At 70.5% G+C, this 18,554-nt stretch carries 19 protein-coding genes; 6 read left to right on the top strand and 13 right to left on the bottom strand.

Translation table 11 applies throughout. From position 1 onward, the window contains the following. Nucleotides 1-9: 9 nt before the first annotated feature. Nucleotides 10-1,818, bottom strand: a complete 1,809-nt coding sequence (gene ggt, locus ACFVDP_RS21815) for a gamma-glutamyltransferase (RefSeq protein ID WP_383491864.1) — start codon at nt 1,816-1,818, stop codon at nt 10-12. A 103-nt stretch (nt 1,819-1,921) separates the two neighbouring features. On the opposite strand from ggt, the gene ACFVDP_RS21810 reads away from it, so the two are divergent. After that, on the top strand, nt 1,922-2,707 hold the full coding sequence (locus ACFVDP_RS21810) for a hypothetical protein (RefSeq protein ID WP_383491862.1): 786 nt from the start codon (nt 1,922-1,924) through the stop codon (nt 2,705-2,707). Between the two features lie 178 nt (nt 2,708-2,885). Here ACFVDP_RS21810 and ACFVDP_RS21805 read toward each other — a convergent pair whose 3' ends face one another. The 5 genes from ACFVDP_RS21805 to ACFVDP_RS21785 all read right to left on the bottom strand — a co-directional run bounded on the left by ACFVDP_RS21805 (nt 2,886) and on the right by ACFVDP_RS21785 (nt 6,638). Then, on the bottom strand, nt 2,886-3,755 hold the full coding sequence (locus tag ACFVDP_RS21805) for an amino acid ABC transporter permease (protein ID WP_383491860.1): 870 nt from the start codon (nt 3,753-3,755) through the stop codon (nt 2,886-2,888). Then, nucleotides 3,752-4,396: an amino acid ABC transporter permease gene (locus ACFVDP_RS21800; RefSeq protein WP_383491858.1), complete on the bottom strand. Its 645-nt coding sequence runs from the start codon at nt 4,394-4,396 to the stop codon at nt 3,752-3,754. The genes ACFVDP_RS21805 and ACFVDP_RS21800 overlap by 4 nt, the downstream gene beginning before the upstream one ends. Before the next feature lie 11 nt (nt 4,397-4,407). Then, entirely contained in the window at nt 4,408-5,319 is a 912-nt protein-coding gene (locus ACFVDP_RS21795; protein ID WP_383491856.1) for a glutamate ABC transporter substrate-binding protein, read from the bottom strand. Between the two features lie 19 nt (nt 5,320-5,338). Further along, complete coding sequence (locus ACFVDP_RS21790; RefSeq protein WP_383491854.1) at nt 5,339-6,082, bottom strand: amino acid ABC transporter ATP-binding protein; 744 nt, start codon at nt 6,080-6,082, stop codon at nt 5,339-5,341. Nucleotides 6,083-6,200: 118 nt separating this feature from the next. Beyond that, complete coding sequence (locus ACFVDP_RS21785) at nt 6,201-6,638, bottom strand: DUF6278 family protein (RefSeq protein ID WP_383491853.1); 438 nt, start codon at nt 6,636-6,638, stop codon at nt 6,201-6,203. Nucleotides 6,639-6,816: 178 nt separating this feature from the next. Between ACFVDP_RS21785 and ACFVDP_RS21780 the strand changes: the two genes are divergently transcribed. Then, nucleotides 6,817-8,586, top strand: a complete 1,770-nt coding sequence (locus tag ACFVDP_RS21780) for an SGNH/GDSL hydrolase family protein (protein ID WP_383491851.1) — start codon at nt 6,817-6,819, stop codon at nt 8,584-8,586. A 5-nt stretch (nt 8,587-8,591) separates the two neighbouring features. Here ACFVDP_RS21780 and ACFVDP_RS21775 read toward each other — a convergent pair whose 3' ends face one another. Both ACFVDP_RS21775 and ACFVDP_RS21770 read right to left on the bottom strand, forming a co-directional pair. After that, the gene (locus tag ACFVDP_RS21775) at nt 8,592-9,263 is read right to left on the bottom strand and encodes a class I SAM-dependent methyltransferase (protein ID WP_383491849.1); all 672 of its coding nucleotides are present in this window, start codon (nt 9,261-9,263) and stop codon (nt 8,592-8,594) included. A 58-nt stretch (nt 9,264-9,321) separates the two neighbouring features. Next, a complete protein-coding gene (locus tag ACFVDP_RS21770) occupies nt 9,322-10,101 on the bottom strand; it encodes an exodeoxyribonuclease III (protein WP_383491847.1) in 780 nt (259 codons plus the stop codon). Nucleotides 10,102-10,219: 118 nt separating this feature from the next. Between ACFVDP_RS21770 and ACFVDP_RS21765 the strand changes: the two genes are divergently transcribed. After that, on the top strand, nt 10,220-10,807 hold the full coding sequence (locus ACFVDP_RS21765; protein ID WP_383491845.1) for a hydrolase: 588 nt from the start codon (nt 10,220-10,222) through the stop codon (nt 10,805-10,807). Between the two features lie 31 nt (nt 10,808-10,838). Here ACFVDP_RS21765 and ACFVDP_RS21760 read toward each other — a convergent pair whose 3' ends face one another. From ACFVDP_RS21760 to ACFVDP_RS21745, 4 genes are all read right to left on the bottom strand, one after another. Next, nucleotides 10,839-11,474 (bottom strand): MBL fold metallo-hydrolase, encoded by a 636-nt coding sequence (locus tag ACFVDP_RS21760; protein ID WP_383491843.1) that lies wholly within the window; start codon nt 11,472-11,474, stop codon nt 10,839-10,841. 100 nt (nt 11,475-11,574) lie between these two features. Then, entirely contained in the window at nt 11,575-12,867 is a 1,293-nt protein-coding gene (gene pcaC / locus ACFVDP_RS21755) for a 4-carboxymuconolactone decarboxylase (RefSeq protein WP_383491842.1), read from the bottom strand. A gap of 94 nt (nt 12,868-12,961) precedes the next feature. Next, nucleotides 12,962-13,351: an ankyrin repeat domain-containing protein gene (locus ACFVDP_RS21750; protein ID WP_383491840.1), complete on the bottom strand. Its 390-nt coding sequence runs from the start codon at nt 13,349-13,351 to the stop codon at nt 12,962-12,964. 83 nt (nt 13,352-13,434) lie between these two features. Then, nucleotides 13,435-14,898, bottom strand: coding sequence for a catalase (locus tag ACFVDP_RS21745; RefSeq protein WP_383491838.1), 1,464 nt, complete (start codon nt 14,896-14,898; stop codon nt 13,435-13,437). A gap of 180 nt (nt 14,899-15,078) precedes the next feature. Here ACFVDP_RS21745 and ACFVDP_RS21740 point away from each other — a divergent pair, with 180 nt between their 5' ends. Continuing rightward, nucleotides 15,079-16,389 (top strand): amidohydrolase family protein, encoded by a 1,311-nt coding sequence (locus tag ACFVDP_RS21740; protein WP_383491836.1) that lies wholly within the window; start codon nt 15,079-15,081, stop codon nt 16,387-16,389. Here ACFVDP_RS21740 and ACFVDP_RS21735 read toward each other — a convergent pair. Further along, nucleotides 16,379-17,206 (bottom strand): alpha/beta fold hydrolase, encoded by an 828-nt coding sequence (locus ACFVDP_RS21735; protein ID WP_383491834.1) that lies wholly within the window; start codon nt 17,204-17,206, stop codon nt 16,379-16,381. The genes ACFVDP_RS21740 and ACFVDP_RS21735 overlap by 11 nt on opposite strands. 296 nt (nt 17,207-17,502) lie before the next feature. Between ACFVDP_RS21735 and msrA the strand changes: the two genes are divergently transcribed. Together msrA and ACFVDP_RS21725 are read left to right on the top strand one after the other, a co-directional pair. Then, nucleotides 17,503-18,027: a peptide-methionine (S)-S-oxide reductase MsrA gene (gene msrA, locus ACFVDP_RS21730; RefSeq protein WP_383491832.1), complete on the top strand. Its 525-nt coding sequence runs from the start codon at nt 17,503-17,505 to the stop codon at nt 18,025-18,027. Then, nucleotides 18,024-18,461, top strand: a complete 438-nt coding sequence (locus ACFVDP_RS21725) for a DUF5709 domain-containing protein (RefSeq protein WP_383491831.1) — start codon at nt 18,024-18,026, stop codon at nt 18,459-18,461. Before msrA ends, ACFVDP_RS21725 begins: the two co-directional genes overlap by 4 nt. Nucleotides 18,462-18,554 lie beyond the last annotated feature (93 nt).

Here is an 18,554-nt window from a genome sequence, read left to right as displayed (position 1 = left end):
CGCGGACCGTCACTTGCCGGGGCTGACCACCATCGCGGAGCCCCCGCCGCGCCGCACCGGCTCGGCGGCCGCGAGCCACTTGCCGCCCGGCAGCCGCTGCACACCGGTGGCGGCCCCGATCTCCGGGTTCAGCTTGAAGGAGTGGCCGATGGCCTCCAGCTTCGCCCGCGACGCGCTGTCGTACAGGCCGGGTTCGAGCTCGGTCTGCGCGGCGTTGCGCTGGCTGGCGCGCGGCGCCGCGATGGCGTCGACGAGCGGCAGCCCGCGGTCGAGGAACCCGGTGAGCGTCTGGAGCACGGTGGTGATGATCGTGGCGCCACCGGGTGAACCGACGGCGACGACCGGCCGGTCGTGCCGGTCGAGCACGATCGTCGGGGAGATCGACGAGCGCGGCCGCTTGCCGGGGCCCGGCAGGTTCGGGTCGTGGACGTCGGGGCTGGCCGGCGCGAAGGAGAAGTCGGTCAGCTCGTTGTTGAGCAGGAAGCCGCGGCCGGGCACGGTGATGCCGCTGCCGCCGGTCTGCTCGATGGTGAGGGTGTAGGAGACGACGTTGCCCCACTTGTCGGCGACGGTGAGGTGCGTGGTGTTCTCGCCCTCGTACGTCGTCGGCGCCGCCTTGTCACCGGCCTTGCCGCACTTCCCCGGGTGCTTGGGGTCGCCGGGTGTCACCGGGCTGGTGAGCACCGCGTCGTCCTTGATGAGGCAGGCCCGCGAGTCCGCGTACTTCTGCGACAGGAGCTGCTTCGTCGGTACGTCCTCGAAGGCCGGGTCGCCGACCCAGCGGCCCCGGTCGGCGAACGCGATCCGGCTGGCCTCGATGTAGTGGTGCAGGTACTGGACGTCCGAGGCCTTGGAGAGGTTCGTCTTCTCCAGGATGTTGAGGGCCTCGCCGACGGTGGTGCCGCCGGACGACGACGGCGCGATGGAGTAGACGCCGAGCCCTCGGTACGAGGTCTTCGAGGGGGCCTGGAGCTTGGCCCGGTAGGCCTTCAGGTCCTTCGTCGACAGCTTGCCGGGGCGGGCCACGTAGTCCGAACCCGGGTCCACCGGCGGCTTCTGGGCCGTCCTGACGATGTCGTCGCCGATGTCGCCGCGGTATATGGCCCCCATGCCCTCGCGCGCCAACTGCCGGTAGGTGCGCGCCAGATCGGGGTTCTTGAACGTCGAGCCGACGGCCGGGAGCTGTCCGCCGGGCAGGAACAGCTCCGCCGTGTCGGGGAAGTCGCGGAACCGCGCCTCGTTCGACGCGGTCTGCGAGCGGAAGGTGTCGTCGACGGTGAAGCCGTCGCGGGCCAGCTTCTCGGCGGGCTTCAGGACCGTGCCGAGCCGTTCGCTGCCCCAGGCGTCGAGCGCCGACTGCCAGGTGGCCGGGGTGCCGGGCGTGCCCACGCTCAGTCCGCTGGTCACGGCGTCGCTGAAGGCGAGCGGTTTGCCGTTCTCCAGGAAGAGGTCGGAGCCGGCGGTCAGCGGCGCGGTCTCCCGGCCGTCGATCGTGTGGACCTTGCGGGACTTGGCGTCGTAGTAGACGAAGTAGCCGCCACCGCCCACTCCCGACGAATAGGGCTCCGTGACGCCGAGGGCGGCCGCGGTGGCGACGGCGGCGTCCACCGCGTTGCCCCCCTTGCGCAGGACTTCGATGCCGGCGGCCGAGGCGTCGGCGTCGACGCTCGCCACGGCGCCGCCGTAGCCGACGGCCACCGGCTCCTTCTTCGGCGTGGCGGACGCGGCTCCGGACGAGGGGGGTGCCGCCGCGCCGACGGCGACCATGCTCGCCGCCACCGCGCACAACGACAGATTCCGCCCAACTGAACGTCTCATCGGTACCTCCGGTCAACAGCGGTTCGCGCAGCGTAACTTGACTTCCGCCACCCGTCAGGACCCCCTCGAACACCGGTGCGCCGGTTGGCTAGAGTGCGCCCCCATGACTGACGACGTGCGCAATATCGTCCTCGGCCTGATCGCGGCGGGCATCTGCGTCTCGCTGGGCTGGGTCGCCCGCACCTACCTGTGGAGGCGCAGGCTCCGCCGCAAGCAGGCCTTCTTCGGACTGCCGGACAACTCCGAGTCCCTGCTGGTGGTGAACCGTGAGGCGGGCGGTCCCGAACTGACGGTCAAGCGGCACGACGTCTTCGCCCTCCTCGAACTCTCCGCCATCATCAAGGACTGCGGCGCCCACGCCCAGATAGTCGCCCACGACACGGCCCAGCAGGGCTTCGGCGAGCGGACGGAGTTCTGCGTCGGAGGGCCCGCCTCCAACCGGCGGATGGCGGCACACATGGTGAGCCTGCTCCCCGGGATCCGGGTGAACACGGACCCCGAACCGGGCCCGGACCGCGGCGCCCTGCAGATCGGCTCCGAGCGCTACCGTCTGGAGCCCGGCAGAGCCGAGCATGTGATCCTGGCCCGCCTGACCGCCGGGGACGCCGGCGACGCCGGCCGGGCCAGACCGGTCTTCCTCGCTTGCGGCCAGCTGCCCATCACCCATCAGGCCGCGACCCGCTATCTCGCCCGGCACCACGAACGGCTGGCGCGCAAGCACGGCGGGGGCTCGTTCGTGCTGCTGCTGAAGGTCGTGAACTCGGGGGCCTACGGCCCGGACGTCGTGGAGGTGGTGGCGGATGTCACGAAGGCGGCGCAGACTCCGCTCCCGGCCGGGGTCGCCGCGGGCGGCCGCAGCACCCACCGCGCGGCCAAGAAGGACGCCTGACACCCGATACCGCCCCGATACCAAGGGGAGCGGTGCCCCTGTCGCGTACGAATGCGACAAGGGCCCGCTCGGCCTCGGCAAGCAGGCCCGCTCCCGTCCGGCGCACAGCTGACCTTCTCCCCGTACGCGCGGGAAGTGATCTCCGGCTGCCGCCGGGCGGGAACCGCCGATGCTCTGGCTACTGCTTTCCCGGCAGCAGCGTCCCTGGTTCGGCCGGCGCGACATCGGCGGCCTCGGTCTTGGGGTTGCGCCGCTGTCGTCTGGCCATCCATTGGGCGAACCACGACAACAGCATGCACATCCCGATGTAGATCGGAGAGATCACCATCACCACAGGGATGAAGGGCAAATCGTAGTCGAGGTTCGACGCGATCAGCTTCCCGGCGTGGAGGAACTCCTCATAGGTGATCAGATAGCCGAGCGAAGTGTCCTTCAGGGCCACCACGAGCTGGCTGATGATGGCGGGCAGCATGGCCCGTACGGCCTGCGGTACGAGCACGTACGCCATGACCTGGGTCTTGCGCATACCGAGCGCGTACGCGGCCTCGCGCTGGCCCCGCTCCACGGAGTTGATGCCGGAGCGGAAGACCTCGGCGAGCACGGAGCCGTTGTAGAGGGTGAGACCCGCGACCAGGGCGGGCAGCGGCTCGACCTTCAGGGCAACGTAGATGAAGAAGATCATCACGAGGACCGGCATGGCGCGGAAGAACTCCACGCACAGCGTGGCCACCCAGCGCACCGGCTTGTGGTCCGACAGCCGACCGACGGCGAGCACCGTGCCGAGCACGAGGGCGAGCACGGCCGAGATGGCGAACGCCTTCAGCGTGTTCCCGAGGCCGCGCAGCAGCAGCTCCTGGATGCCCTTGTACTCGAAGGGCGACCACTTGGTGGCCGTGAACTGGTCGGTGTCGAAGAGCAGGTACAGCAGCCAGGCGACGAGGCCGAGCACGATGAGCGTGGAGATGAGCCCGTACACCTTGTGACGGCGCTCGGTCCTCGGCCCGGGGATGTCGTAGAGGGCGGTGGCGGAGTGGTCGAGTGCTTTCATCGGGCGACTCCCCAGCGCTTTTCCAGGACGTTGAAGAGCGCGCTGATGGCGAGCGTGATGATGAGGTAGCCGAGCGCGATCCAGACGAACGTCCAGATGATGTTGTAGCCGAGTTCGCTGAGCGTCTTGTACGTGCCGAGCAGTTCGACGACGCTGAACGCGCCGGCGATGGCCGAGTTCTTGGCGAGCGCGATCAGCGTGGAGCCGACCGGCGGGATCACCGACCGGAAGGCCTGCGGCAGGATCACGGTCGTCAGGGTCTGCCCGAAGGTCATGCCGAGGCTGCGGGCCGCCTCGCCCTGGCCCCGGGGCACGGTGTTGATGCCGGAGCGCAGCGCCTCGCAGATGAACGCGGAGGTGTAGCAGCCGAGCGCGAGCACCGCGAACAGCTGGAACGGCAGGACCAGGCCGAAGCGCGGCAGGCCGAGCAGCACCGCGAAGAACAGCAGGGTCAGCGGGGTGTTGCGCAGGACGGTGACCCAGGCGGTGCCGAAGGCGCGGAAGGAGCCGACGGGCGCGACGCGGAACGACGCCATGAGGAAGCCGAGCACCAGCGCGAGGACCGAGGCGTAGACGGTCAGCTCGACGGTACCGAGGAAGCCCTTCCAGTACGTCGAGAAGTTGTCGGTCAGGACATTCATGGGACGCCTCCTCAGTTCGCCGGGTAGCGGTCGACGGGCGGGGGCTTCGGCGCGGCCTCGCCGGACAGGCCGAGGGTGGCCTCGAAGGCCTTCTTCCAGTCGCCGTTCTTCTCGCGGGCCTCCAGGGCGTCGTCCATGGCGAACCGGATCGCGGTGTCGCTCTTGGGCAGGCCGATGCCGTAGGGCTCCTCGGAGAACGGCTTGCCGGCGATCTTCATCTCGTCGGGCGCCTTGGCGGCGAAGCCGAGCAGGATCGCGTCGTCGGTGGTGACCGCGTCGACCTGATAGGTCAGCAGATTGTCGACACAGATGGAGTACGTGTCGTACGCGACGAGGTCGGCCTTCGGGTAGTCGGCCTGGATGCGCTGGTACGGGGTCGAACCGGCCGCCGAGCAGACCCGCTTGCCGGCGAGGTCCCCCGGCCCGTGGATGTCGTCCTCGTCGGTGCGCACGAGCAGGGACTGGCCGGCCATGTAGTAGGGCCCGGCGAAGCCGACGAGCTTCTTGCGGTTGTCGTTGATGGTGTAGGTGCCGACGTAGTAGTCGATCTGCCCGTTCTGGAGGGCGGTCTCGCGGTTCGCGGAGGCGATCGTCTTGAAGCGGATCCGCGCCGGGTCGAGCCCGAGCGAGGCCGACATCATCTTGGCGATCTCGATGTCGAAGCCGGAGTAGACGCCGTTGGCGGGGTTCTTCTCGCCGAGGTAGGGCTGGTCCTCCTTGGCACCGACCACGAAGTACCCGCGGCTCTTCGCCTTCTTCCACGTCTTCGAGTCGGGCAGCGAGAATCCTTGCGCCATCTGGTACTTGGGGAGTTCGTCGGCCGACGGGCCCTTGGTTGGCGGGCTGCCGTCCTTGCCGCAGGCGGTGGCGGCCGAGGCCGCCACCAGGAGCGCGGCGAGCAGCCGCAGCGACTTGGGAATCATGTGGTGCTGCACTCCCCCGTCAGTGCTTGAGGATCTTGGAGAGGAAGTCGCGGGCGCGCTCGCTCTCCGGGTGGGTGAAGAACTCCTCGGGGGCGCGGTCCTCGACGATCTTTCCGTCGGCCATGAAGACGACACGGTCGGCGGCGGTGCGCGCGAAGCCCATCTCGTGGGTGACCACGACCATCGTCATGCCGTCGCTGGCGAGCTGCTGCATGACCTCCAGGACCTCGTTGATCATCTCGGGGTCGAGGGCCGAGGTCGGCTCGTCGAAGAGCAGGGCCTTGGGGTCCATGGCGAGGGCGCGGGCGATGGCCACGCGCTGCTGCTGGCCGCCGGAGAGCTGCGCCGGGAACTTGTCGGCGTGGGCGGCGAGCCCGACCCGGTCGAGGAGTTCGCGGGAGCGCCGGTCGGCCTCGTCCTTCTTGCGCTTCCTGACCTTGACCTGGGCCAGCGAGACGTTCTGGAGCACCGTCTTGTGCGCGAAGAGGTTGAACGACTGGAAGACCATGCCCACTTCGGCTCGGAGCTGGGCGAGCGCCCTGCCCTCGGCGGGCAGCGGGTTGCCGTCGAGTCTGATGGTTCCCGACTCGATGGTCTCCAGACGGTTGATCGTCCGGCAGAGCGTCGACTTGCCCGACCCCGAAGGGCCGATGACGACGACCACCTCCCCCTTGCCGACGGTGAGCTCGATGTCCTGGAGGACATGCAGCTCCCCGTAGTACTTGTTCACGTCACGCAGCTCGATCAACGGATCGACGGCCATGGCAGTCCCTGCCCACTCATCGCTGTGTCGGTCCGCGCAAACTACCCACGCCAATATGGGACTTAATGGACGACACGCTCGTATGGGCATTAACCGTATTTGCTGCTCAGCGGCACACTCAGGACTCGGCGGCCTCCGCATAGAACTGCGACAGCTCGGGGGCGCCGCTCTCGGCCCAGGCGTGTCCCGCCTCGACCACGTCGATCTCCCGGCCGGACGTCAGGCGCACCACCGGCTGCCCGTTGGGCCAGATCACCCAGGCCGCGCCGGAGACATGGTGGACCATGATCGTGCCGAGATAGAGGCCCGCGTCATTGCCGAGCCAGTGCAGCACGTCCTCGTCCTCCCGCCAGCGCGGCACGAGTTGGTCCAGGGCCGCCAACGAGCCGACCGAGTCGTCGAGTTCCACCCCGGCCTGCTCGGCCTGGGCACGCAACAGCTCGCACTCGGCGAGCAGTTCGGCGACACCCTCGGCGTCGTCGGCGCCGGGGCCGAACACGGCGATGGGGGCGTCCCCGTGCCTCTTGCGCCACTGGTCCACGAAAGGGATCTTCATACCGACCAGCGTCGCACCCGGTGCCGTCCGTGCACCACAGGCGCGCGGGCCAAGCCGACCGGCCGTTCGCGGGGAGTTCACGGCCACTTCGGCCCCACCTCATTGACGCGTCCCTGACGTCTCTTTACGTTCATGGCGCACCAGCCACGGCACGCACATCGACGAAAGGGAGCCGTTCGTGCGCCGACGCATCTGGGGAACAGCCGTCCTGCTGGCCGCCTGCGCGGGGCTCGCCCCCGTCACGACGGCACAGGCCGCATCGCACAGACCCGAGCCGCTCCCCCTGGAGCGGCTCTTCGACAACCGGGCGGTGAGCGACGACGCCGCGCCCGGCGAGGCGGACTTCGACGGCGCGGGCGGCTCACTGTCCGCGCAGGATCTCGCCGCCGCGGGCTGGACTCCCGGCCGCACGCTGGGAGTTGACGGCGCGCGCCTGACCTGGCCGCGCTCGGTGGAGAAAGGTTTCGACAACGTCACCGCCGACGGGCAGCGGGTGCGGGTGACCGGGCGCGGCGACGCGCTGGCCTTCCTGGTCGCGGGGACGGGCGGGGACGCGACCGGCTCGGGCGTCGTGCGGTACGCGGACGGCTCGCGTTCCTCGTACACGCTGACCGCGCCGGACTGGCGCACGGGACCGCTCGCGACGAAGGCCGTCGCACTGGCCCACCGCAACACTCCTGACGGCCAACTGGCAGAGAAGACCAGGCTGTTCGTGGTGAGTGTGCCGGTGCGGGCCGGGCGTTCGATCGCGTCGGTGGAGCTGCCGCGGACCCGGGGCGCCGCGCTCCACGTGTTCGCCCTGTCCGTGCGCGAGCGGACTCAAGGGTGGACGGGGACCTGGTCGGCGTCGCCCGCCGGATACACGGTGGTGGGGCCGTGGGCCGACCGTACGGTGCGGCTCGTGGTGCACACGAGCACGGGCGGGCCGCGGGTGCGGATCCGGCTGGAGAACACCTTCGCCTCGGCGCCCGTACGGATCGGGAGCGCGTCGGTGGCGGTGCAGGGGGCGGGGGCCGAGGCGAGGAACACGCCGGTTCCGCTGCGGTTCCGGGGTGCGGCCGGGACCCAACTACCGGCCGGGGCGCAGGCGTTCAGCGACCCTGTCGACTTCGACGTACCGGCCGACGCGAACCTCCTGGTGAGCTTCCATCTCCCGGAGCCGGTGGCCGCGGCGCCCGTGCACAGCCAGGCCGTCCAGACCGGCTACGTCAGCGGGCCCGGGGACCACGCGGCGGAGCCGGCCGGGTCCGCCTACACGTCCACGATCGCGTACTGGCCGCTGCTCACCGGGGTCGACGTGGGCGGCGGTCCGGGGTCCGTGGTGCTGCTCGGGGACTCCATCACCGATGGCGTGAAGTCGACGCAGGACGCCAACCACCGGTGGCCGAATGTGCTCGCGACGCGGCTCCTCGGACAGTCGAAGGTGCCGCGGTACGGGGTGCTGAACCAGGGGATCTCCGCGAACAAGGTCGTCACGGACCGCTACACCGGCGACGGGATCTCCACGGACACGGGCGGGGTGAGCGCCCTGCACCGGCTCGACCGGGACGTACTGGCCCAGACGTCGGCCCGTACGGTCGTGGTCTTCCAGGGGATCAACGACCTGCGCTGGGGTGCCACGGCGGAGCAGGTCGGGGCCGGGCTGCGGGAGATCGTGCGGCGGGCGCACGCCCGCGGGCTGAAGGTGATCGGGGCGACCGTCACGCCGTGCGAGGGCGAGGCGCTGTGCCCGGCCGCCGTCGACGCCGAGCGGGTCGCCGTGAACACCTATCTGCGCGGGCCGGACTCGCCCTTCGACGGGCTGGCCGACTTCGACGCCGTGGTGCGGGATCCGGCACATCCCGCCCGGATGCTGCCCGCCTACGACAGCGGGGACCATCTGCATCCGGGCGACACGGGCCTCAAGGCGATGGCCGACTCTTTCGACCTGCGGCTGCTGGTGCCGTAGCCCATCTACACCGGGGGCGCGGCAGGCTTCTGGGCCACCAGGGTGCCCTGCCGGCCCTGGGTCGCGCGCTCGAAGCCCTCGGGCTCGCGGACCAGGTGGGCCCGCACGGCCAAACCGGCCGCTTCGAGGCACCCCTCGACCTCCTCGGGCGAGCGCCAGTAGACGTCGAGCGAGAGGTCGTGGCCGTAGGCGTGGTCGAGGTGGCGGATCAGGTCGCCGATCTTGTAGCCGACCAGGACGTGGCCGCCGGGTGCGAGGACGCGATGGAACTCGGCGAAGATCGTCGGAAGCACCTCCGGCGGCGTGTGCACCGTCGAGTACCAGGAGACGATGCCGCCCAGCGAGTCGTCGGGGAGGTCGAGGGCCGTCATCGAGCCCTCCTCGAACCGCAGGTCGGGATGGGCGCGGCGGGCCTCGGCGATCATCTTCGGCGAGAGATCGACGCCGAACGCGGTCAGGCCGAGGTCGCGCAGATGGGCCGTCGCATGGCCGGGCCCGCAGCCGAGGTCGGCCACCGGGCCGGCGCCTTCGCGTACGAGATCGGCGAAGGCTCCGAACATCGCGACCCCGTACGGATCGCGGCCGAACAGCGGCGGGATCATCTCGGCGTAGGCGCCCGCGGCGGTGTCGTAGGCGAGCTGGGTCGACTGCAAGTAGGACGACTGGTCGGTTGTCATGGGCGGCGACGCTAGCCCCCGCCACTGACAACGGCCCCTGCCGACCGAACGGATCAGGTCAGACGTCGAGGTCCACCACGACCGGCGCGTGGTCGGACGCGCCCTTGCCCTTGCGCTCCTCACGGTCCACGTACGCGTCCGAGACCGCCTTCGCGAACGGCTCGTTGCCGTAGACCAGGTCGATGCGCATGCCGCGGTTCTTCGGGAAGCCGAGCGCGCGGTAGTCCCAGTACGTGAAGGGGTGGTCGTACTTGAGCGGGCGCGGCACGACGTCGGTCAGGCCCGTGTCGCGCAGCGAGGCGAGGGCGGCGCGCTCGGGCTCGGTGACATGGGTGAGGCCGTCGAAGGCGGCGCGGTCCCACACGTCGTCGTCCGTCGGCGCCACGTTGTAGTCGCCCAGCACGGCGAAGGGGCGGTCGCCCGCCGCGTCGCCCGCGACAGCCGCCTTCAGCGCCTCGTACCACTGGAGCTTGTACGCGTAGTGCGGGTGGTCGACCTCCCGCCCGTTCGGCACGTACACCGACCAGACGCGGACCGGGCCGCAGGTCGCGGAGACGGCGCGGGGCTCCTCCGTGCCGTCGTAGCCCGGGTCGCCGGGCAGGCCCTTGACCACGTCGTCGAGACCGACGCGGGAGAGCAGCGCCACCCCGTTCCACCTGCCTGTCGCGTTCACCGCCGACTCGTAGCCCAGCTCGCGCAGCGCGTCCGCGGGGAACTGCTCCGCCGAGCACTTGGTCTCCTGGACGCACAGCACGTCCGTGCCGCTGCTCTCCAGCCAGGCCAGCAGGCGCGGGAGGCGCGCGGTGATCGAGTTCACGTTCCACGTAGCGATGCGCATGCCTCACAACCTACCCGGCGGCTATGACAACGGGCCCGCACGCCCGCCGACCAGGAAGATGCCGGATATAGACAGGCAATCTTGCAAGTTTTCCTGTTAGACAGTTAGCCTGCCGAACATGAGCGACAGCACCCCCACCCCCCTCTCCCTCGACGAGCGCCCCGCCCTCGTCCTCATCGACCTCCAGCAGGGCATCCTCGGCCTGCCGACCGTGCACCCCTCCGGTGACGTCCTGAAGAACGCCGTCCGGCTCGCCGACGCCTTCCGCGCCAAGGACCTGCCGGTCGTGCGGGTGCGGGTCGGCTGGTCGCAGGACGGCGGCGACCTCCCGGTCAGCCGGGCCGTGACGCCCGGTCCGGCGCAGGCGCCGCCCGCCGCATTCTCCGAGTTCCCCGAGGACCTCGGCCCGCTCGGCGACGACATCGTGATCACCAAGCGGCACTGGGGCGCCTTCACCGGCACCGAGCTGGACCTCCAGCTGCGCCGGCGCGGGGTCACGCAGATCGTGCTCTGCGGCATCTCCACGTCGATCGGCGTCGAGTCCACCGCCCGCTCCGCGTTCGAGCTGAGCTACCACCTGCTGGTCGTCGAGGACGCGACGACCGACACGGACGCCGATTCCCACGCGCACAGCTTCGGGAAGATCTTCCCGCGCATCGCCGAGCTGGGCTCGACCGAGGACGTGCTCGCGCTCCTCGGCAAGTAGGGCTCGAAGATTCCCGAACGGTAAGGGCGGTTCACACCTGCGCCGAGGCTCCCGGCGCCAGGCGCAGGTGTTCCGTACCGCCGAGCGCGCCGATCTGGTTGTCGTAGATCGGGCGCGCGAGGTCGGTCAGCAGCGCGTCATGGATGTCGTACGCGCGCGTGGGCTTGACCTCGCGGACGTACTCGATGACCTCGGCGATCTTGTTCCAGGGCGCCATGACGGGCAGCATCAGCGTCTCGACCGGCTGGTCGGGGACGGTGAGGGCGTCGCCGGGGTGGAAGACCGTGCCGCCGTCGAGCAGATAGCCGACGTTCGTGATGCGCGGGATGTCCGGGTGGATGACCGCGTGCAGTTCGCCGTGGACCTGGACGTCGAATCCGGCGGCCGTGAACGTGTCGCCGTGGCCGACCGTGTGGACGCGGCCCGGGAAGGCCGCCGAGATCTTCTCCGCGACCGACCTCAGGGTCCAGATCTCCGCCGCGGGATCGGCCTCCAGCCCCGCACGCAGCTGCTCCTCGCTGAAGTGGTCCGGGTGCTCGTGCGTCACCAGGATCGCGTCGGCGCCGAGCGCCGCGTCCTTCTCCGTGAACGCTCCGGGGTCGATGACGAGGGTGCGGCCGTCCTTCTCCAGGCGGACACAGGCGTGGGTCTTCTTCGTGAGCTTCATACTCCCCATCCTGCTCCCGGCAGGGCGGTGACGGGCAGCCGGACGCTGGTGCTCCGGGTGCCCGTCTGCCGGTCGCTGCGGGGCGGTCTGCTCCTGCGGGCTACTCCTGCGGGGTGGTCTCTTCCCTGATCACCTGCTGGGCCACCTTGAACGCGGAGTTCGCGGCCGGGACACCGCAGTAGACCGCCGCCTGGAGCAGGATCTCCTTGATCTCCGCGGCGGTGAGGCCGTTGCGCAGGGCCGCGCGGGTGTGGAAGACCAGTTCGTCGAGGTGGCCGCCCGCGACCAGGGCCGTGAGGGTCACCGAGGAGCGCATCCGGCGGTCGAGGCCCGGGCGGCTCCAGATCTCGCCCCAGGCATAGCGCGTGATGAGCTCCTGGAAGTCGCCGGAGAACTCGTCGGCGGAGGCCAGCGCCCGGTCCACGTGCGCGTCGCCGAGGACCTCGCGGCGCACCTTCAGACCGACCTCGTGCGGATCGGGGCGGACCGCGGCCTCCGGCTGCCGGATCGCCGCCGTGATCTCGGCGACCGGGGCGAGCGGCGGGGGCGACGGCGCGAGGACCGGCTTGGCCGGAGCGGCCTGGATGGCGTGCTGACCGGTCTCGAAGCCGGGCAGCCACGCGGAGGTGAAGTGGCGCACGAGGAGGTCCGTCACCGCGGCCGGCTGCTCGACGGGCGCCAGGTGGGAGGCGCCGGGGACGACGGCGAGCCGGGCGTCCGGTATCCCGGCGACCAGCGTGCGGGCCTCGGCGGGACCGGTGACCTGGTCGTCGGAGCCGACGAGCACCAGCGTCGGGACGCCGACCGCCCCCAGTTCCGTACGGATGTCGAAGGCGGCGAGCGCCTCGCAGGAGGCGATGTAGCAGCCCGGGTCGGTCGTGCGGACCATCTGCACGGCCCAGTCGGTGATGGCGGGCTGCGCGGCGGCGAACCCGGCCGTGAACCAGCGCTCCGGCGACGTACGGGCGATGGGGTCGAGGCCGTTGCTGCGCACGATGACGCCGCGCTGGCGGAACTCGTCGGCGGTGCCGAAGCGCGGCGAGGCCGCGATCAGCCCCAGCGACGCCACGCGCTCGGGGTGGCGCAGCGCAAGCTCCGCGCCGATCGCGCCGCCCAGCGAGCAGCCCGCGTACCCGAACCGCTGTACGCCCACCTCGTCGAGCGTGGCCAGCACCCGCTCGGCCAGCTCCGCGACGGACCCGGCCGGGTGGGCGGGGGCGCCGCCGTGGCCGGGCAGGTCGAACCGGAACACGCGCCAGTGCTTGACCAGCTCGGGGATCTGCCGGTCCCACATGTGCCAGGTCGTACCCAGTGAGGGACCCAAGATCAGGACAGGGGCGTCTTCCGGCCCGTCAAAGCGGTATTGCAGGGTGTTCTTCGGTGTCTCACTCACGCCGAAGACGTTCTCACATCACACAAATTCGCACGTGCCTGGGTCGGGTCCCCACGCAAGCCGTCCCACGTTGTGTGGACTTCGCGAAGATCCTTTACTGCCGGACGAGCAGGTGGGCGCGGCCGAACACGGTGGCCGCGGCGCGGGCCGTCGGGGTGCCGGTGTCGAGGTCCGCACCGGCCTCCAGGAGGGCGGTGACCACGTCGTCCGCGCCCTTGAACAGGGCGCCCGCGAGGGGCGTCTGGCCGCGCCCGTTGGTCCGGTCCGGGTCCGCGCCCCGCTCCAGCAGGGCCCGGACGGTGCCCGCCTGTCCGTGGTAGGAGGCCAGCATCACGAGTGTGTTGCCGCCCGGGTCCGCCGTGTCCGCAGGCAGGCCGTGCGCGAGGAAGCCGATGAGCTGGTCGGTGTCCCCCGCGCGAGCCAGGTCCAGGGCGATGTCCACGACACGTGCCGTCTGCTCGGGTGTCAGGGTCGCCCTGCCCATCGGTCGGTCTCCGCTCATCGGTCCGGGTTCGGTCGGCTCCGCCCGGACCGGGACTTTCCCGAGCCGGGCGGAGCGGGAGTGGCTCAGAGTCGGCCGTCGGCCAGCGCCTCGATCGCCTTGCGGACGCCCTCCCCGTAGGCGGGGTCGGCCTGGGCGCAGTTGCCGATGTGCCGCTCGACGGTCTGCGGGGACGCGCCGTTGATGGCCCGCGCCGTGTTCGCGAAGAGCACTTGCTGCTGCTCGGGGCTCATCAGCCGGAACAGGTTGCCGGGCTGCTCGAAGTAGTTGTCGTCGTCCTCACGGAAGTCGAACCGGTCGGCGACCGAACCCACGGCCTGCTTCGGCTCGCGGTAGGCGGGCTGTTCCTGCCAGCGCCCGTACGCGTTGGGCTCGATGCTCGGCGTGGCTCCCTGATTGCCGTCGACGCGCAACTGCCCGTCCCGGTGGAAGGAGTTCGCCGGGTTCTTCGGCGCGTTGACCGGGATCTGGTGGTGGTTCACACCGAGGCGGTAGCGCTGGGCGTCGCCGTAGGAGAACAGCCGGCCCTGGAGCATCTTGTCGGGGGAGAACCCGATGCCCGGCACCACGTTGGCGGGGTTGAAGGCGGCCTGCTCGACGTCCGCGAAGTAGTTCTCCGGGTTGCGGTTCAGCTCCCACTCGCCGACCTCGATCAGCGGGTAGTCCTTCTTCGACCAGACCTTCGTGAGGTCGAAGGGGTGGAAGCGGTAGTGCTCCGCGTCGGCCTCCGGCATGACCTGGATGTACAGCTTCCACTTCGGGAGGTCGCCGTTCTCGATCGCGTCGAACAGGTCCCGCTGGTGCGACTCGCGGTCCTTGCCGACCAGTGCTTCGGCCTCGGCGTCGGTGAGGTTCTCGATGCCCTGCTGGGTGCGGTGGTGGAACTTCACCCAGAACCGCTCGCCCTCGGCGTTGACCAGGCTGTAGGTGTGCGACCCGAAGCCGTGCATGTGCCGGTACGAGGACGGGATGCCGCGGTCCGACATCACGATGGTGACCTGGTGCAGCGCCTCGGGCAGGTTGGTCCAGAAGTCCCAGTTGTTCTCGGCGTCGCGCAGGTTCGTGCGCGGGTCGCGCTTCACCGCGTGGTTGAGGTCGGGGAACTTCAGCGCGTCCCGGAAGAAGAAGACGGGGGTGTTGTTGCCGACCAGGTCCCAGACGCCGTCCTCCGTGTAGAACTTCAGGGCGAAGCCGCGGATGTCGCGCTCGGCGTCGGCGGCGCCCCGCTCACCGGCGACGGTCGAGAACCGCGCGAACATGTCCGTCTTCTTGCCGACCTCGGAGAAGACCTTCGCGGACGTGTACCGGGTGATGTCCTGCGTGATCGTGAGCGTGCCGAAGGCGCCCGAGCCCTTGGCGTGCATCCGTCGCTCCGGGATGACCTCGCGGTCGAAGTGGGCCAGCTTCTCCAGGAACCACACGTCCTGGAGCAGCATCGGGCCGCGCGCGCCGGCGGTCAGCGAGTTCTGGTTGTCCGGCACCGGTGCCCCGGCGACCGTGGTCAGCGGCTTCTGATTGTTCTCGGGCAAGGCTCGCTCCTACCACTTCCAGGGAGTGTCACTGCGGGTGTGCCGACGCGGGCGTCCGCGTACGCACCTGCATGGATGACCTCCGGCCGCGTTTTCGAAACCGGCGCCGTACCCGGTCGGCGGGACCGGTTCGGCCTCGTCCGGCGCGACATCACGCACGGTGCGATCGATCATGAACGCATGCGCGAGGGTGAGAAGAGCGGTGTCCTGCTGTGCAACGCCTTGCTGATCGACGGCCTCGGCGGGGCGCCGGAACCGGACGGCGCGGTGCTCCTCGACGGCGAGCGGGTGGCCTGGGCGGGCAGCCTGGCCGCGGCGCCGCCCGCGGCCCGCGACGCGCGGCGGGTCGACCTGGGCGGGCGGACCCTGTGCCCGGGATTCATCGACGCGCATGTGCACTTCGCCCTGCCGGGTCGCGCCGGTACTCCGTTGAGCGGGGTGAACGAACTGCCCAGCTACCGGGTGCTGAAGGTGCTGGACCGGCTGCGGGTGACGCTGGAGAACGGGGTCACCACGGCGCGGGACCTGATGGGGCTCGACGCCGGATTCCGGCGGGCCCTGGAGGAGCGCAGGATCGTCGGGCCGCGGCTGCGGGTGGCGGTGTCGATGCTCAGCCAGCGCGCGGGGCACGCGGACTTCACGCTGGCCAGTGGGGTGGACGGGTACGCGGCGGCGGTCGCCATGCCGCTCAGTCCGGGCGGTCTGGTGAACACGGTCGACGAGGTCCGGCTGCGGGTGCGCGAGCTGGTCGCGGCCGGCGCGGACTGCGTCAAAGTGGCCAGCAGTGGCGGTGTCACCTCGCCGCACGACCAGCCGGACTGGCTGGGGATGCGTCCGGAGATGCTGCGGGCGGTGCGCGAGGAGGCGGACGCGTACGGCGGGCTGCCCGTCGCCGCGCACGCCATCGGGCGGCCCGGGATCGAGGCCGCGGTCCGCGCGGGCGTGACGAGCGTCGAGCACGGTTACGCCCTCGACGACGAGCTGCGCGCGGAGATGGTGGACCGCGGCCAGTTCCTGGTCCCCACCCTGCTGGAGACCCTGACGGACGTGGACACGCCGGGCGTGCCGCCCGCCGTACGGGAGAAGTCCGCGCACTGGCACCGCGTGGCGCAGGAGTCCGTCGCCGCCAGCGCGGCGGCCGGTGTGCTGATCGCGATGGGCACGGACAGCGGGCTGACCGCGAGCCACGGCGGCAATCTCAAGGAGCTGGGGCTGCTCGTGCGGTTCGCGGGTCTGACGCCGTTGGAGGCGATCACCGCGGGGACCGCGACGGCCGCGCGGCTCTGCGGGGTCGACGGCGTCACCGGCACGCTGGAGGCCGGTAAGGCCGCCGACCTGGTCGTCATCGGGACGAACCCGCTGTCCGACATCGACTCGCTGGGAGACCCACGGTCGGTCCACGCCGTCCTCAAGGAGGGCCGGATCGCGATCGACCGTGCCGGAGTCCTCTCGGGGAGCGGACTGCCGGGTCTCCAGGACCTCACTTCTTGAGGAACTCCAGCAGGTCGGCGTTGAACTTCTCCTTGTCGCCGGGGACGAGCGCGATGCCGTGCGAGCCGCCCTCGTAGACCTTGAGCGTCGCGTCCTGGATGATCTCGGCGGACTTGCGGCCGGTGGCGTCGATCGGGACGACCTGGTCGTCGTCGCCGTGCACGATCAGGGTCGGCACGTCGAATTTCTTGAGGTCGTCGGTGAAGTCGGTGGCCGCGAAGGCGTCCACGCAGGCGACACCGCCCTGGATGGTCTCCTGCATCGCCATGTACCAGAAGGCGTCCTTGTTGCCCTGGGTGACCTTGTTGCCGTCGCGGTTGGCGCTGAAGAAGCCGACCGCGGTGTCCTTCCAGAACTGGGAGCGCTCGTTGAGGATGCCCGCCTTGATGCCGTCGAAGGCACTCTGCGGCACGCCCTCGGGGTTGTCCGGGCCCTGGAGCATCAGCGGCGGGATCGCCGACAGGAGCACCGCGGACCGGATCCGGGAGGTGCCGTGCCGGCCGATGTAGCGGGACAGCTCGCCACCGCCCATCGAGTGCGCGACCAGCGTGACGTCGTGCAGGTCGAGACCGGTGATGAGGTCGTTGAGGTCGTCGGCGAACGTGTCCCAGTCGTAGCCGTCCCACACCGGGGTGGAGCGGCCGTGACCGCGGCGGTCGTGGGCGATGCCCCGGTACCCGGCGTCGGCGACGGCCTTGAGCTGGTCCTGCCAGGCGTCACCGTTGAGCGGCCAGCCGTGGATGAAGACGACCGGACGACCCGTGCCCCAGTCCTTGTAGAAGATGTCCACGCCGTCGCGAGTGGTACAGATGGGCATGATCGTTCTCCGTCCCTGTTCGTACTGTCCGTACGCGGATGAAGGTCGAGCGAATGCTCGGACGGGGCGGCGTCGTCGCACGTCCCCGGAGATCCGGCCACTTCGAAGAGTCGTTCGGCCGGCGCTCTCCATCCTGACCGAGTGGGACGGACTCGCAACACGAGAGGCGGGCAGCCGCCGAGTTGCGGCGGGGAAGGCCTCGGCGAGGATGAAAAGGGCCGGTCGTACTGTTCAGACAGACAGTGGGTGGAGTGCGGTGACGGACGGCTCCACAGGCCTTTGAGAAGGAGCTTTTGATGCCGGGCGAGACGGAGAAGGCAGTACTCGCGGGTGGCTGTTTCTGGGGGATGGAGGACCTGATCCGGAAGTTGCCCGGGGTGCGTTCGACGCGCGTCGGCTACACCGGTGGCGACACCCCGAACGCCACGTACCGCAACCACGGCGACCACGCCGAGGCGATCGAGATCGTCTACGACCCGGCGGGGACCAGCTACCGGGATCTTCTGGAGTTCTTCTTCCAGATCCACGACCCGAGCACGAAGGACCGGCAGGGCAACGACCTCGGCCGCAGCTACCGCTCGGCGATCTACTACGCCGACGACGCGCAGCGCCGGGTCGCCGTGGACACGATCGCGGACGTGGACGCCAGCGGGCTGTGGCCCGGCAAGGTGGTCACCGAGGTGGAGCCGCTCGGCGACTTCTGGCAGGCCGAGCCCGAGCACCAGGACTACCTGGAGCGCTACCCCGACGGCTACACCTGCCACTTCCCGCGGCCGAACTGGAAGCTGCCCAAGCGGTCCGAGGCGGGGAGCACCTCATGAGCGAGAACGACGCCTATGCCGATGACGTCTACCAGCCCGACGGGTCCGAGGTGCAGGACGACGAAGGTCTCCTCGACGCGGCGGACACCCTCCTGGAGGGTGTCGAGGACCCGCTGGACGAGGGGTACTCGCCGCCCGAGCGCTTCGAGGGCCGCTACGACAGCGAGCCCGAGACCCTGGACGAGCGGCTCGCGGAGGAGGTCCCCGACGCGGCGCCGCCCGCGGGGGACGGGCTCGGCGACACCAGCGACACCGACGGCGAACTGCTGGACTCCGAGGTCGGCGGGGCGAGGTCGGGGCGGCTCGTGGCCGATGAGATCGACCTTGACGGTGCGAGCGAGGAGTCGCTGACGGCGCAGGACGCCGGTCTCGACGGGGCGGGGGCCTCGGCCGAGGAGGCCGCCGTGCACATCGTCGACGACGAGAACGGCTGAGCGGGCGGGGGGGGGGGGGGCGGGGGGCGGAAGGGGCGGAAAAGAAGGAAGAGGGGGGAGGGGGGGGGGGCGCGGCGAAGCGGCGCGGCAGAG

Origin of the sequence: Streptomyces sp. NPDC057694 (assembly GCF_042799415.1) — a bacterium.
Lineage (GTDB): Bacteria > Actinomycetota > Actinomycetes > Streptomycetales > Streptomycetaceae > Streptomyces.
This window is presented reverse-complemented; position numbering and strand designations above follow the sequence as displayed.

What these genes read in the sequence shown, in the direction of transcription:
- ACFVDP_RS21760 (WP_383491843.1), bottom strand. Translation starts at nt 11,474, where the DNA reads ATGAAGCTCACGAAGAAGACCCACGCCTGTGTCCGCCTGGAGAAGGAC.
- ACFVDP_RS21810 (WP_383491862.1), top strand. Translation starts at nt 1,922, where the DNA reads ATGACTGACGACGTGCGCAATATCGTCCTCGGCCTGATCGCGGCGGGC.
- ACFVDP_RS21765 (WP_383491845.1), top strand. Translation starts at nt 10,220, where the DNA reads ATGAGCGACAGCACCCCCACCCCCCTCTCCCTCGACGAGCGCCCCGCC.
- ACFVDP_RS21770 (WP_383491847.1), bottom strand. Translation starts at nt 10,101, where the DNA reads ATGCGCATCGCTACGTGGAACGTGAACTCGATCACCGCGCGCCTCCCG.
- ACFVDP_RS21775 (WP_383491849.1), bottom strand. Translation starts at nt 9,263, where the DNA reads ATGACAACCGACCAGTCGTCCTACTTGCAGTCGACCCAGCTCGCCTAC.
- ggt (WP_383491864.1), bottom strand. Translation starts at nt 1,818, where the DNA reads ATGAGACGTTCAGTTGGGCGGAATCTGTCGTTGTGCGCGGTGGCGGCG.
- ACFVDP_RS21785 (WP_383491853.1), bottom strand. Translation starts at nt 6,638, where the DNA reads ATGAAGATCCCTTTCGTGGACCAGTGGCGCAAGAGGCACGGGGACGCC.
- ACFVDP_RS21800 (WP_383491858.1), bottom strand. Translation starts at nt 4,396, where the DNA reads ATGAATGTCCTGACCGACAACTTCTCGACGTACTGGAAGGGCTTCCTC.
- ACFVDP_RS21790 (WP_383491854.1), bottom strand. Translation starts at nt 6,082, where the DNA reads ATGGCCGTCGATCCGTTGATCGAGCTGCGTGACGTGAACAAGTACTAC.
- ACFVDP_RS21805 (WP_383491860.1), bottom strand. Translation starts at nt 3,755, where the DNA reads ATGAAAGCACTCGACCACTCCGCCACCGCCCTCTACGACATCCCCGGG.
- msrA (WP_383491832.1), top strand. Translation starts at nt 17,503, where the DNA reads ATGCCGGGCGAGACGGAGAAGGCAGTACTCGCGGGTGGCTGTTTCTGG.
- ACFVDP_RS21750 (WP_383491840.1), bottom strand. Translation starts at nt 13,351, where the DNA reads ATGGGCAGGGCGACCCTGACACCCGAGCAGACGGCACGTGTCGTGGAC.
- ACFVDP_RS21740 (WP_383491836.1), top strand. Translation starts at nt 15,079, where the DNA reads ATGCGCGAGGGTGAGAAGAGCGGTGTCCTGCTGTGCAACGCCTTGCTG.
- ACFVDP_RS21795 (WP_383491856.1), bottom strand. Translation starts at nt 5,319, where the DNA reads ATGATTCCCAAGTCGCTGCGGCTGCTCGCCGCGCTCCTGGTGGCGGCC.
- ACFVDP_RS21725 (WP_383491831.1), top strand. Translation starts at nt 18,024, where the DNA reads ATGAGCGAGAACGACGCCTATGCCGATGACGTCTACCAGCCCGACGGG.
- ACFVDP_RS21735 (WP_383491834.1), bottom strand. Translation starts at nt 17,206, where the DNA reads ATGCCCATCTGTACCACTCGCGACGGCGTGGACATCTTCTACAAGGAC.